This window comes from Kitasatospora sp. NPDC058190, assembly GCF_042883685.1.
In the GTDB taxonomy this organism is placed as follows: Bacteria; Actinomycetota; Actinomycetes; order Streptomycetales; family Streptomycetaceae; genus Kitasatospora.
Genome location: NZ_JBHVVI010000006.1, coordinates 27,883 through 40,788, shown reverse-complemented (window position 1 = coordinate 40,788; position 12,906 = coordinate 27,883). Strand labels below are relative to the sequence as shown.

Sequence of the window (12,906 nt, the reverse complement as noted above, 5' to 3'; positions counted from 1 at the left end):
GTGACCCGTAAGACGACGCTCACCGCGCGGGCGCGCCGCCGCCTGCTCGCCGCCGTCCTGCTGCTCACCGCCCTGGCGGCCGGCTGCGGCAAGGCCGGCACCCCGCCGCCCAGGGGCCCCCAGCCCAGCGCGCTGCCCAGCTACCAGGTGCAGAACGCCTCCTCGATCACCGGCTCGCCGACCCTGGACGCCGCCCGCGCCCGGGGCCACCTGGTGGTCGGCGTCAAGGAGGACCAGCCCTACCTGGGCCAGAAGAACCCGGCCACCGGTGTGTACTCCGGCTTCGACATCGAGATCGCCAAGATGGTCGGCGCCTCGCTGGGCTTCGGGCCGGAGAAGATCCAGTTCAAGACCATCGCCTCGGCCAACCGCGAGACCGCGCTGCAGAACGGCCAGGTGGACTACTACGTCGGCACGTACACCATCAACGACAACCGGAAGAAGCTGGTCGGCTTCGCCGGGCCGTACTTCCTCGCCGGGCAGTCGCTGCTGGTACGCAAGAACGACAACAGCATCCACGGGCCGCAGGACCTCGACGGCAAGAAGGTCTGCTCGGCGGCCGGCTCGACGCCGTACCAGCGCATCCAGTCGCAGTACCCCAAGGCGCACCTGATCGGCTACGACACCTACTCGGCCTGCGTCGACAACCTGATCACCGGCCAGGTCGACGCCGTCACCACCGACAACGCGATCCTGCTGGGCTACGCGGCCAAGGTGCCGGACGAGCTCAAGGTGGTCGGCCCGCTGTTCTCGACCGAGCCGTACGGGATCGGGACTCCGAAGAACGACACCGTGCTGCGCGGCGCGCTGAACGACGCGCTGGCGCACCACGAGCAGAACGGCGACTGGACGAAGGCCTTCGACGCGACCCTCGGCCTGTCCGGGGAGCCCGCGCCCACCCCGCCGCCGATCGACCGGTACTGAGAGGGCCGCGCCGTGAAAACGCTGACCGACAACTGGTCGACCTACTGGGACGGCTTCCTCGGCACGCTCTCGCTGTTCGCGGTGAGCGCCGTGCTGTCGCTGGTGCTGGGCGTGCTGATCGCGGGCTTCCGGGTCTCGCCGGTGCGGCCGCTGCGGGTGTTCGGGACGGCGTGGGTGACGCTGCTGCGCAACACGCCGCTGACCCTGCTGTTCTTCATCGTGGTGCTGGGCCTGCCCCGGTTCAACATCACCCTGCCCTTCTACACCTTCGCCGTACTGGCACTCGGCTGCTACACCTCGGCCTTCGTCTGCGAGGCGATGCGCTCGGGCATCAACACCGTGCCGTCCGGGCAGGGCGAGGCGGCCCGCAGCCTGGGCCTGAGCTTCGGGCAGACGATGGGCCTGGTGGTGCTGCCGCAGGCGTACCGCTCGGTGGTGGGGCCGATCGGCAGTGTGATGATCGCGCTGGTCAAGAACTCGGCGATCGCCGGCTCCTTCAGCGTCACCGAGCTGCTGGGCACCTACCGGACCATCAACGAGCTGGGCTACAGCATCGTCTGGACCTTCGTCTGGATCGCCGTCGGCTACCTGATCATCACCTTCGCCGTCAGCGCCGTCTTCAACCTGCTGGAACGACGAGTGGCGGTGTCCCGATGACCGTTGAATCCTCGGCGCTGTACGACATCCCCGGCCCGAAGGCGCTGGCCCGGCACCGGCTGTACGGCGGGATCGCGCTGCTGCTGATCGCGGCGCTGATCGGCTGGGTCGTCTACATGCTGTTCCACACCCAGCAGTTCACCTACGCCAAGTGGGAGCCCTTCGAGTACCGGGGCGTGCAGGACCTGCTGCTGCGCGGGCTGGGCAACACCCTGCGGGCCTTCGGCTGGACGGCACTGTTCGCGCTGCCCTTCGGCGCGTTGTTCGCGGCCGGGCGGCTGTCCGACCACCGGGTGGTGCGCTGGTTCGCCACGCTGGTGGTGGAGTTCTTCCGGGCCATGCCGCTACTGGTGATGATCTTCTTCGTCTTCGTCGCCCTCAAGGTGCAGCCGCTGTGGGCGCTGGTGACCGGGCTGGTGCTCTACAACGGCTCGGTGCTGGCCGAGGTGTTCCGAGCCGGCGTGCTCGCGGTGCCCAAGGGGCAGCGGGAGGCGGCGTACGCGCTGGGCATGCGCAAGACCCAGGTGATGGTGTACGTGCTGGTGCCGCAGGCCAACCGGGCGATGCTGCCGGTCATCATCAGCCAGCTGGTGGTCGCGCTCAAGGACACCTCGCTGGGGTTCCTGATCACCTACGAGGAGTTCCTGCACGCGGGCAAGCTGATCGCCACCAACCTGGACTACGACCTGCCGTTCATCCCGGTGGTGATCGTGATCGCGCCGATCTACATCGGCATGTGTCTGCTGCTGTCCTGGCTCGCCCGCTTCGTCGAGCGGCGCAGCCGGCGCAGCCCGAGCGTGCGCGGCGGGGCTCCGGTGGCGAAGGCCGGGGTCGCGATGGGGTTGCCGCCCTCGGCGCAGTGAGTTCGGGGCAGTGGCGCTGCGGCAGTGGGAAGCTTGGTTCGGGACTGAACCATAGGTGCGGGTGGGGGCAGGGTCGCTACCTCCAAATTCCTCTTATGATTGCGGGGAAGAGCGGAGACGACCGGGCGGAGGGGCCATGGAGCCGGTGTTCGACTCGCGGCACATCAGGACGTTCCACGAGGTGGTCCGGGCCGGTTCCTACTCGGCCGCGGCCCGGGAACTCGGCTACACCCAGCCCGCCATCACCCAGCAGATGAAGGCCCTCGAACGCAGCGTCGGCGTACCGCTGTTCACCCGCGCCGGGCGCGGCCTGCGGCTCACCGAGGCCGGCGAGGCGCTCTCCCGGCACGCCGAACTGATCCTCGGCAGCCTCTCCGCCGCCCAGCAGCAGCTCGCCGCGCTCGCCCGGCTGCGCGCCGGACGGGTCCGGGTCTGCGCCTTCCCCAGCGCCAACGCCACCCTGATACCCGAGGCGATGGCCCGACTGCTCGCCGAACACCCCGGCGTGCGGGTCGAGCTGCTGGAGGCCGAGCCGCCGGACTCCGTCCAGCGGCTGCTGCGCGGCGAGTGCGACATCGCGCTGGCCTTCCGCTACCCGGGCGCGGCGACCGACGTGCCGGACGGCCTGGACGAGATCCCGCTGATGGAGGATCTGCTCACCGTGCTGCTGCCGGTCGGGCACCCGCTCGGTCGCCGGCACGCCGTACGGCTCGCCGACCTGGACGGCGAGCGCTGGATCGCCGGCTGTCCGCGCTGTCGGGCCAACCTGCTGCACGTCTGCGCCGAGGAGGGCTTCGCGCCCGACATCGTGTTCTCCACCGACGACAACCTCGCGGTGCAGAGCCTGGTCGCCGCCGGGGTCGGGATCGCGCTGATGCCCGCCCTGGTGCTCTCCTTCATGTGCCACCGCAAGGTCACCGGGCGGGCCGTCGAACCCCACCTGCGCCGGCAGGTGAGCGCGTACGTGCTGAGCGAGCACCGGCGGCTCCCGGCCACCGGACTGGTGCTGGACCACCTCCGGCAGGCGGCGGCGAGCCGGGTCGGATGCTGATCCATAAGCATTAATGGGGGTATCGCTTACGAACCCTCGTTGGACGTGATAGGTCAGTAGGTCCGAACCTGCTGCCATGACATCCCCCACCACGGTCGGCACTGACCGGCTCACCGAGCGGATGACCGCGCTGATCAGTGAGATCCGCGCCGTCGTGGACCGCGGACTGCCCCCGGAACTCACCGCCTACCTGGTCGGTGAGCGCCTCGCCCCGCACCTGCTCGCCGACCCCGACGGGCCGGACGCGCTGCTCACCCCCGCCCAGCGCGAGGGCGACCCGCGGCGCTACCGCCAGCACGTCGTGCACGCCGAGGAGGACGGCGGCTTCTCCGTCGTCGCCCTGGTCTGGCTGCCCGGACAGCAGACCCCGATCCACGACCACGTCTCGTGGTGCGTGGCCGGTGTCCACCAGGGCCAGGAGAGCGAGATCCGCTACCGGCTGGTCTCCGACGGGCGCAGTGCCCGGCTGGTCGAGACCGAGCACGTGGCGGGCCCGGCCGGGACCGTCGCCGCCTTCGCCCCGCCCGGCGACATCCACCTGGTGCGCAACTCCTGTAGCAGCACGGCGATCTCCATCCACGTGTACGGCGCGGACATCTCGCGGCTCGGCACCAGCATCCGGCGGGTCTACCGGCTCCCCGCCGATCAGGAGCGGTGAGCGGCGGCGTGGCACTCACCCTCCGGGAGCGGGCCACCCGCACCCGTTCACTCCCCCCGCTCGGCGGCGACGCCCCCGGCCTGCTGCTCGCCGCCGCCGGCGTGGCCGCCGCCCTGGGCGTCCACGCGGTCGTCCCGGCCGTGCCCAAGCTCACCGCCGCCGTCGTGCTCGGCATGGCGGCGGCCCACCTGCCCGGGCTGCGCCCCGTGGTACGCGGAGTCGCCCGGCCGGGGCTGTCCATGGCCGGGAAGCGGCTGATGCGGCTCGGGATCGTGCTGCTCGGGCTCAAGCTCAGCCTGGACGACGTGCTCGGCCTCGGCTGGGCCACCGTCGCCATGGTGCTCACGGTGGTCGCGGCCACCTTCGCCGGCACGATGTGGCTCGGCCGCAAACTCGGACTGCCCGGGGACCAGCCGCTGCTGGTCGCCACCGGGTACTCGATCTGCGGGGCCTCGGCGATCGGTGCGGTCAGCCAGGCGGCCGGCAGCGAGGAGGAGGACGTCGCCTCCTCGGTCGCGCTGGTCACCCTGTGCGGGACGCTGGCGATCGCCGTGCTGCCGTTGCTCCAGCACCCGTTGGGGCTCGGCGAGGTGGAGTTCGGCCGCTGGGTCGGCGCGAGCGTGCACGACGTCGGGCAGGTGGTCGCCACCGCGCAGACCGGCGGGCCGGCGGCGCTGCGCGAGGCCGTGCTGGTCAAGCTGATGCGGGTGGTGCTGCTGGCGCCGCTGGTCGCGGGCGTGGCCGTGGTGGTGCGGCGGAACGCGCGCGGGGCCGCCGCTACGGGCGGGGAGAAGAGCGGCAGCCGGCCGCCGATCATGCCGCTGTTCGTCGCCGGGTTCCTCGCGATGATCGTGCTGCGCACCACCGGGGTGCTGCCCGAGCGGGCGCTCGACCTGGCCGGGGACGCGCAGGAACTGCTGCTGGCCGCCGCGTTGTTCGGCCTCGGCAGTGCGGTGCACCTGCCGACCATGGCGCGCACGGGCGGGCGGATCGCGCTGCTCGGGCTCGGGTCCTGGGTGGTCGTCGCGGGCGTGTCGTACGCGGGGGTGCTGCTCACGACCTGACGGGTGCGGCCGTGCGGGGTCCGCTGTGCGGTGGGGCCGGGGGACCGGTGGGGCCGGTAGCGGCGGACTTGCTCGCCGGGCCCGCTCGTCGGACGGGCTCGGTCAATTGTCGGGCGGGTGATCGTCCGCACAGGTACGGTCCTGCTGACGAGTACGTCGAGGAGGACGCATGACCACCGCACTGCCCGAACGGGACGGTCACGAGACCGTCGTCACGCTCGACCGACGGGAGGGGCCGTTCGGTGAGGTGGTGCTGCGGCAGCGCGGACGGCACTACGAGATCATCGCCAACGGCTGCTTCCTGATGGACACCGTCGACGGGCGCTCCGAGCGGCTGCTGATCCAGGCGGCGCTGGACGAGCTGGACCGTGCGGGCGGGGCGGGGGAGCGTGCGGGCGGCACTGTCGGTGACGGTGCGGCCGGGCCGTCGGTGCTGATCGGCGGGCTCGGGGTCGGGTTCTCGCTCGCGTACGCGGTGGCCGAGCCGCGCTGGGGGCGGATCGCGATCGTCGAGCGGGAGGACGCGATCATCGACTGGCACCGCAACGGCCCGCTCGGCGCCTGCTCCGGCGGTGCGTTGGAGGACGAGCGGGTCGCGGTGCTCCACACCGACCTGCTGGAGTACCTCGCGGTGACCGACGGCGAGCGCTACGACGCGCTGTGCCTGGACATCGACAACGGCCCGGACTGGACCGTCACCGACTCCAACAACGGGTTGTACGGTGCGGACGGCCTCGCGGTGCTGTGGCACCGGCTGCAGCCCGGCGGAGTGCTGGCGGTGTGGAGTGCGCAGCCCTCCGTGGCCTTCGAGGAGGCGCTGCGGGCGGCGGGCTTCTCGGACGTCGCCACGCATGAGATCCCGGTCAGCCGGGGTGTGCCGGATGTGGTGCACCTGGCGCGGCGGGCCGGCTGAGGCGAACCGGGCACCCGGGGGCGGCCGTTGTCCGCGGTGACCGTCAACTGGCAAGAGCCCCGTGCCGGTTGGACTCCGTAGGGAGCCGGTGGTCGGCTGCTAGCGTGTGCGACTGCGGTGCACTAGTGCGGTGGTCGAGCGGGTGGTGGTGGTTGTGGTGGAGAGCGGGACGCCCTCGGAGCGGATCGCGGCCGAGCTACGGCGGAGGATCGCGGCGGGGGAGTTGAAGCCCGGGGCCCGGGTGCCGTCCACTCGGCGGATCACCCAGGAGTGGGGGGTGGCGATGGCCACCGCGACCAAGGTGCTCAACCGGCTGCGGGAGGATGGGCTGGTCCGGGCCGTTCCGGGGGTGGGGACGGTGGTGACGGCTCCTGTGGCTGCCGCACCCGCGGTTCCTGCGGCGGTTCGGGAGGCCGGGCGGGCTTCGGGTGGGCCGGCAGGTGTGGCGCCAGGCGGTGCGGGTGGGTCGGGGGCCCGGCGGGCTCGGGGCGGGGAGCGGGACCTGACCCGGGAGCGGGTCGTCGCGATGGCGGTCCGAGTGGCCGACACGGAGGGGCTCACGGCGCTGTCGATGCGCCGGATCGCCACCGAACTGGGCGTCGCGACCATGTCGCTCTACCGCCATGTGCCCGGCAAGGACGAGCTGTTGCGGCTGATGATGGGCACCGTCTTCGGGGAGCAGCCGCTGCCCGGCTCATCGGCGCCGGGTTGGCGGGCGGAGCTGGAGGAGGTCGCGCGGCTGCAGTGGCGGATCTATCGGCGGCACCCGTGGCTGGCGTCCACGATGTCCTTCACCCGGCCGGTGCTCGCACCGGACGCCGCGCTGCACACCGAGCGATCGATGGCCGCACTGGCTGGGCTGGGGTTGAGCGGGGAGGAGATGGCCCAGGCCTCCGTCTCGCTGGCGGCCTTCACCTGCGGGCTGGCCGTCCACTTCGAGCGGGAGGCCCAGGCCGAACAGGACAGCGGGATGTCCGCGGACGAGTGGATGGACCAGCTGGCCGACGAGGACCACGACCGGCTGATGTCCGATCCGGAGCGCTTCCCGATGTTCGACGCGCTGAACCGGGGGCCGGAGATCGACATGAGTCTGGACGCACTGTTCGCGTTCGGGCTGGCGCGGATGCTGGACGGAGTGGCGGCGCTGATCGAGGCGCGGCGGGCCGGGAGCGATGGCGGGAACGAAACCGGGGGCGGGAGCGGGAACAAGTAACGGCTGACCACTAACAGCTGACAGCTAACAGATTTCAGATTTCGTTCGCTGAAATCTGAAATCTGTCAGCTGTCAGCCGTTGTCTGTCGCCGCCCACGGCCCGTTGGCTGCCCGCCCGTCAGCCGAACGGCCGGTGCTCCGGCGCCGCGTCGGCCTCCGCTTCCGCCTCGGGCTCGGCCGTGGGCTCGTTGGAGAAGCCCATCATGCCGAAGGGGTCGAAGTCCGGCGGCGGGATCATCACCGGGGTGCCCTTGCGCGGACCCGACGCCTCGTCCGCCGCCGGGGTGTCCGCCGCAGGCTCGGCCCGGGCCGGGATGGTCGGCGGGGCCGCGGGCGGCGGCGGGACGGCAGGGCCCTGCGCGGCGACGGTGGTGCCGAACGGGTCGGCCTTCTGCTCGGAGGCGATCGTCGTGCCGAACGGGTCGGGAGCCGGGGCGCCCCCATCCCGCTGCGCGGTCGGCTCCGCCGTGGGCTCGTTGGAGAAGCCCATCATGCCGAAGGGGTCGAAGTCCGGCGGCGGGATCATCACCGGCGTGCCCTTCGGCCGACCGTCGTCCGCCGCAGCGGCCGTGGCCGTGGCCGCGACCTCGTCCGTCGGCTCCTCCGCCACCGGGGCGAAGGGGTTGAAGTCCGCGGGCGGAATGCGCACCGGAGTGCCGCGCAGGTGCACCGGCTTCTCCACCGACTCCACCGACTCCGCGGCCTCCGCGGCTTCCTCCGCCGACTGCTCCAGCGTGGGCGCGGCAGTCGGCGGAGCGACCGGAACGGCGGGCGGGGACGCCGGCACGGGCGGGGCGACCGCCCCGGCCGCGGCAGCCGCCCCGGCCTGCGTGCCGTCCCAGCCGAACTGGATGCTCTTCAGCAGCTCCGCGAACGCCTCCGTGTACAGCTCCCAGTCCTCCGGCCGCGCCGTGGACAGCTGGGCGCACAGCACCGTCCCGCCGTCCGGCAGCGGGACGAAGGCCTGGACGACCGAGGTGACCACCCAGCGCCGTTGCCCGTCGGCGGCCAGCGGTCCGGGCACCGGGACGGTCCGCCCCTCGACCAGGACGGCGGCCGGTCCGGCCGGCAGCAGCACCGTCCACACCTCGGCGTGCCGCCGTACGGTGGCCAGTTCGGTGGCGAGCGCGGTGATCGGCAAGGGGTGCCGGGCGAGCGAGACGACCAGGGCGGCGTCCGAAGCGCGCCCGTCCAGTTCCAGCGCGCACAGGCCCGCGTAGCAGACGCCCGCGTCCTGGATCAGGTCGGTCAGGGTCGCGGAGATCACCGCGAAGTCGCGGCGCGGCTCCGGTCCGGTGGCGCTGAACAGTTCCTCGGCCACCTCGGTCAGGTGCCCGGTCAGCTCGGCGGCCGCCGCCGCAGTGGCCCGGTCGGTATCGTCGCCGCCGTCCGGTAGCGCGGGCACCGTACGGGCGGAGACCCCGGCGGGCCCGCCGGGGGAGGTCAGCGGGTGGAAGCCCGGCGGGACGATCAGGCGGACCTCGGCGCCCGCGCCCGTGGCCAGTTCGACCGGCTGCCGGGTCTGCTGCCCGGCCGCCAGCGCGGCCAGCGCCGGGGCGAACGGCGGGCGCAGCTTGGCATCGGCGAACTCACCCGTGACCGGCAGCTGGAACAGCGCGGCCGAGGTGGTGCCGCGGTCGGCGATGGCGCCGCGCACCACCCCGCCGCCGTAGCGGTCGTGCAGCGCGGTCGTCACCCGGTCGGCGACCGGGGCGCCGGTGCCCGGGCGGGCCGTCCCGACGGTGATCACCGTGCCGAGCCCGTCCAGCGCCGCGTGCACCGGCCCGTTGGGCGCCAGCGGAAGGCCGAACAGCGCCTCCGCAGCGGGGTGCCCGGCCGATCGCAGGGCGCTCAGCGAGGCCGCCGGGTGGCGCGAGGTGTGCTCGTCGAAGAGGGCGTCGGTGAGCGTGCCGAGGGTCGAGCAGACCTGCTCGGCTGCCGCGAAGGGGTTGGCCTCCGCGCTGAACTGGACGTCCTGGGTCAACTGGTGAGCCCCCCGCTCTGCTCCGTCTGCCGTCGGTGGTTTCGGGTGGGATCGGGCCCGCTCGGGCGGCGTGCCGTCAGATCCCTGCCCATTCCTATCAGAGCCCACCGTCGTCACCGAACCGCAGGATCACCCGATGATCATTCGTCCGCGGTGTCGGCGGAGCCCGCCGTGGCCTGCGCGGACGGTTCGTCCACCGGTGCGGGGGCCGGAGGTGCGGGGGCCGGGTCTGCGGAGGCCGGGCCTGCGGAGGCTGGACCCGCCGGGGTCGACGCTCCGGTGGCCAGCGCTGTGACCGCGTCGAGGATGCCGGGGACGGCGAACAGCGCGGCGAGGTCCTGGACCAGGCGGCCGCTCGGTCCGTCGGGGCGCTCGTCGGCGAAGAAGGAGGCCAGTTCGGTGGCGAGGGCCGGCTCCCGCGCCGCGGTGAGGGTCAGCGAGGCGACGAACTCCTGCACCAGGTGCAGCTGCAGCTCCTCCAGCGGCACCGAGCGTTCGGCCAGCCACTCCAGCGAGGTGATCTCGGCGTTGGCGATCCAGGCCCGGACGGTCAACCGCAGCCCGGGGCTCGGCGTGGGGATCGCCAGGTGGGCCAGGATCTGGTCGTGCGCGGCCCGGCGGACCTCGTCGATCACCGCGGAGGTGCCCGCGCTGGCCGCCACCGAGCCGCCCCGCAGCAGCGCGGCGAAGCCGGGCCCGTGGCTCTGCACGAAGTCGAGGTAGCGGCCCATCACCCGGTACAGCCGCTCCGACAGCGGCCCCTCCATGGGCTCCTCGAAGCGTGCTGACAGCTCCCGCCCGGCCCGGCGCAGCGAGGCCTCGTACAGCGCCTGCTTGCCGGGGAAGTAGTGGTACACCAGGGGCCGGGAGGCGCCCGCGGCGGCGGCGATGTCGTCGATCGACACCTCCTCCGGCGGGCGCCGGCTGAACAGCTCCAGCGCCACCGCGATCAGCTGCTCCCGCCGCTCGTCCACGCTCAGCCGGCGGCGCGGCCGCTCACCCGCGGCTCCTCGGCCGGGTGCGGCGGCGGTGCGTGCTGCGCGGTCGGCCGTCGGTGACGGCGTACGGGAGGCCATGCGCGTCACCCTATCCGGCGGTCGCAAGACGCCCCCTTGGGTCTGTCTCCTGGGCCCGGCAAAGACGCAAGAGACAGGCCCTAGGCGGCACGGAGCTCCAGGTAGCGGCGGTAGGCCTCGCGGCCGTCGGTGACGAAGGTGTCGCGGGTCAGGCGCTCGGCCAGCTCGTCGGGGGTGAGCCAGGCGTGCGAGGCGACCTCGGACTCCTGCGGGGAGACCGGGCCGTCCCACTCGGCCTCGTACATGTCGCACCACCAGGAGAGCCTGCCGCCGTCGGGCTCCCGGAAGAGGAACTTGAACAGCGGGCGCGGCGTGATGCCGTGGATGCCGAGCTCCTCCTCGGCCTCGCGGACGGCGGCCTCGGCGTAGGTCTCGCCGGAGCCGACCACGCCGCCGACGAACATGTCGTACGCGCCGGGGGCGAACAGTTTGGTGTCGGTGCGGCGGTGGACGAAGATCCGGCCGGCCGGGTCGCGAACCAGGATGAAGACGCAGCGGTGGATGAGCCCCCGCCGGTACACCTCCCCGCGCAGTGCGGTCCCGATGATCCGGTCGTGCTCGTCGACGATGTCCAGCAGCTCTTCGGCAGGGTTGGTCATGTCCGACAGGTTAGGGTTTCGGGGCCCGCTTCGAACGCGGGATCGATCAAACAGGCGGATCCGGACAGGCCGGATCCGGACAGACCGAGGGCGGCGCGCGGTGGTGGAGATCTGGGGCGAGACGGCCGAGGGGTTCGAGCCCGTACGGGCGGCCTTCGCGCGGAACTTCGCCGAGTACGGCGAGCTCGGCGCGGCCTTCGCGCTGTACCTGCGCGGCCGCAAGGTGGTCGACCTGTGGGGCGGCGACGCCCGGCCCGAGGTCGGCGGGCGGCCCGCGCCCGCGGTGCCGTGGACGGCGGACACCGCCCAGGTGCTGCGCTCGGTCACCAAGGGCCTGACCGCGACCACCGCGCTGCTGCTGGCCGAGCGGGGCCTGCTCGACCTGGACGCGCCGACGGCCTCGTACTGGCCGGAGTTCGCGGCGGCCGGCAAGGGCGAGGCGCCGGTGCGCTGGCTGCTGTCGCACCAGGTCGGGGTGCCCGCGCTGGACGTGCCGCTGCGCCTGGAGGACGTGCTGACCTGGGAGCGCGCGGTCGCCGCCGTCGCGGCGCAGGCGCCCGCCTGGGAGCCGGGCACCGCGCACGGCTACCACCCGTACACCTACGGCTGGCTGGTCGGCGAGGTGGTGCGGCGGGTGAGCGGTCGGACGATCGGACAGTACTTCGCCGAGGAGATCGCCCGGCCGCTCGGACTGGACCTGTGGATCGGGCTGCCGGCCGGCGCCGCGCCCCGGGTCGGCAAGCTGGTCGACCTGCCCGCCCCGGAGGCGGCCCGGACCGGCCCGAGCGGGCTGCGGCTGCGGCCCAAGCAGTCCGTCCGGGACGCCTACCAGGACCCGACCTCGCTGACCGCCCGCTCCTTCGCCTCGGTGCTCCCCGGGGTGAACATGAACGACCCGGCGGTGCAGGCCGCCGAGATCCCCGGCGCGGGCGGCATCGGCACCGCCCGTTCGCTGGCCCGGTTCTACGCGGCGCTGATCGGCGCGGCGGACCGCCCGGACGGCTCCGGCGCGCTGCTGCCGCCGCTGCTCGGCCCGGAGGTGCTGGCCCGCGCGGTCGGGCCTGTGGTGAACGGCCCGGACCGGGTGCTGATCGTCAACTCCACCTTCGGCCTCGGCTTCTGGCGGCACGGCCCGACCGCGCCGATGGCCTCCCCGGCGAGCTTCGGCCACCCGGGCCGGGGCGGCTCGCTGGGCTTCGCCGACCCGGACCTCGGGCTGGGCTTCGGGTACGTCACCAACGGCATGCAGCCGGGCGTCACCGGGGACGTCCGTTCGCGCAACCTGATCCGCGCGGTGCGGGGGTGCCTGGGGCTGTCCTGAGGCGGTCGGCTACGCCTGGCCGGTGTCGAAGCGGCTGATCTTCCCGCCCTCGACCGTGAAGCGCCAGGTGGTGCGCATCACGCCCCAGGTGTCGTTGGTGAACTCGGCGATCAGCGCGTGGCCGCCGGTGGACTCGCTCTGGACGTCCATCCGCCCGTTCGGGCCGAAGATCTCCCGGTCGGCCCAGTCCGCCAGGCTGCGCTCGGAGCCGTCGTCGGACATGGTCGCGTCCGGGGTGAGCAGGGCGAAGAAGGCGTCGCGGTCGCCCGCGTTGACCGCGGTGACGAAGGCGCGGACGGCGGGGTCGGTGAGCTTGGCGGGGGCGATGGTCATCTGCCGGGACTCCCAACGGGAACGAGCGGACTGGGGAGTCCTGTCTACGGCGTTCGCGCGGGGCGTCCGGGCATGTCGGCGGCGCGTCGGCAAAATCGGCAGATTCGTGTGCTTGGATCCCGAAACAGGCGATTTGCCCCGACAGGCCCGCCACGGGGAGTGGCGGTGGGGGGGGGGGGACCCCGACGGGGCACACCAACACCAAAATACCCACAGCCCCGCCCAAAAAAAATATAATTAAAAAAAAAAA

14 protein-coding genes are annotated in these 12,906 nt (G+C 73.0%); 9 read left to right on the top strand and 5 right to left on the bottom strand.

All coding sequences use genetic code 11. From position 1 onward, the window contains the following. The 7 genes from ACFVWU_RS04235 to ACFVWU_RS04205 all read left to right on the top strand — a co-directional run bounded on the left by ACFVWU_RS04235 (window position 1) and on the right by ACFVWU_RS04205 (window position 6,130). Complete coding sequence (locus ACFVWU_RS04235) at window positions 1-924, top strand: glutamate ABC transporter substrate-binding protein (RefSeq protein ID WP_387615311.1); 924 nt, start codon at window positions 1-3, stop codon at window positions 922-924. Window positions 925-936: 12 nt separating this feature from the next. Beyond that, window positions 937-1,581: an amino acid ABC transporter permease gene (locus ACFVWU_RS04230; protein ID WP_387615309.1), complete on the top strand. Its 645-nt coding sequence runs from the start codon at window positions 937-939 to the stop codon at window positions 1,579-1,581. Then, window positions 1,578-2,444: an amino acid ABC transporter permease gene (locus ACFVWU_RS04225; protein WP_387615306.1), complete on the top strand. Its 867-nt coding sequence runs from the start codon at window positions 1,578-1,580 to the stop codon at window positions 2,442-2,444. Before ACFVWU_RS04230 ends, ACFVWU_RS04225 begins: the two co-directional genes overlap by 4 nt. A gap of 145 nt (window positions 2,445-2,589) precedes the next feature. After that, window positions 2,590-3,495, top strand: a complete 906-nt coding sequence (locus ACFVWU_RS04220) for a LysR family transcriptional regulator (protein WP_387615566.1) — start codon at window positions 2,590-2,592, stop codon at window positions 3,493-3,495. Window positions 3,496-3,571: 76 nt separating this feature from the next. Then, window positions 3,572-4,153: a cysteine dioxygenase gene (locus tag ACFVWU_RS04215; RefSeq protein WP_387615303.1), complete on the top strand. Its 582-nt coding sequence runs from the start codon at window positions 3,572-3,574 to the stop codon at window positions 4,151-4,153. A gap of 8 nt (window positions 4,154-4,161) precedes the next feature. Beyond that, entirely contained in the window at window positions 4,162-5,217 is a 1,056-nt protein-coding gene (locus ACFVWU_RS04210) for a YeiH family protein (protein WP_387615300.1), read from the top strand. Window positions 5,218-5,386: 169 nt separating this feature from the next. After that, window positions 5,387-6,130: a spermidine synthase gene (locus ACFVWU_RS04205; protein ID WP_387615298.1), complete on the top strand. Its 744-nt coding sequence runs from the start codon at window positions 5,387-5,389 to the stop codon at window positions 6,128-6,130. Between the two features lie 99 nt (window positions 6,131-6,229). Here ACFVWU_RS04205 and ACFVWU_RS04200 read toward each other — a convergent pair whose 3' ends face one another. Continuing rightward, window positions 6,230-6,439 carry a hypothetical protein gene (locus tag ACFVWU_RS04200; protein WP_387615593.1) on the bottom strand — a complete coding sequence of 70 codons (210 nt, stop codon included), beginning with the start codon at window positions 6,437-6,439 and terminating at the stop codon, window positions 6,230-6,232. On the opposite strand from ACFVWU_RS04200, the gene ACFVWU_RS04195 reads away from it, so the two are divergent. Next, window positions 6,354-7,343: a TetR/AcrR family transcriptional regulator C-terminal domain-containing protein gene (locus tag ACFVWU_RS04195; RefSeq protein ID WP_387615563.1), complete on the top strand. Its 990-nt coding sequence runs from the start codon at window positions 6,354-6,356 to the stop codon at window positions 7,341-7,343. The genes ACFVWU_RS04200 and ACFVWU_RS04195 overlap by 86 nt on opposite strands. 118 nt (window positions 7,344-7,461) lie before the next feature. Here the strand turns inward: ACFVWU_RS04195 and ACFVWU_RS04190 are convergent, their stop codons facing one another. The 3 genes from ACFVWU_RS04190 to ACFVWU_RS04180 form a co-directional block, all read right to left on the bottom strand. Further along, window positions 7,462-9,327, bottom strand: coding sequence for a hypothetical protein (locus tag ACFVWU_RS04190; RefSeq protein ID WP_387615296.1), 1,866 nt, complete (start codon window positions 9,325-9,327; stop codon window positions 7,462-7,464). Window positions 9,328-9,467: 140 nt separating this feature from the next. Beyond that, the gene (locus ACFVWU_RS04185; RefSeq protein WP_387615293.1) at window positions 9,468-10,403 is read right to left on the bottom strand and encodes a TetR/AcrR family transcriptional regulator; all 936 of its coding nucleotides are present in this window, start codon (window positions 10,401-10,403) and stop codon (window positions 9,468-9,470) included. A gap of 80 nt (window positions 10,404-10,483) precedes the next feature. Further along, entirely contained in the window at window positions 10,484-11,002 is a 519-nt protein-coding gene (locus ACFVWU_RS04180; protein ID WP_387615290.1) for an NUDIX hydrolase, read from the bottom strand. A gap of 100 nt (window positions 11,003-11,102) precedes the next feature. Here ACFVWU_RS04180 and ACFVWU_RS04175 point away from each other — a divergent pair, with 100 nt between their 5' ends. Continuing rightward, window positions 11,103-12,323, top strand: a complete 1,221-nt coding sequence (locus ACFVWU_RS04175) for a serine hydrolase domain-containing protein (protein WP_387615287.1) — start codon at window positions 11,103-11,105, stop codon at window positions 12,321-12,323. A 9-nt stretch (window positions 12,324-12,332) separates the two neighbouring features. On the opposite strand, the gene ACFVWU_RS04170 is transcribed toward ACFVWU_RS04175, so the two are convergent. Beyond that, window positions 12,333-12,656: a nuclear transport factor 2 family protein gene (locus ACFVWU_RS04170; RefSeq protein ID WP_387615284.1), complete on the bottom strand. Its 324-nt coding sequence runs from the start codon at window positions 12,654-12,656 to the stop codon at window positions 12,333-12,335. Between the last annotated feature and the right edge of the window lie 250 nt (window positions 12,657-12,906).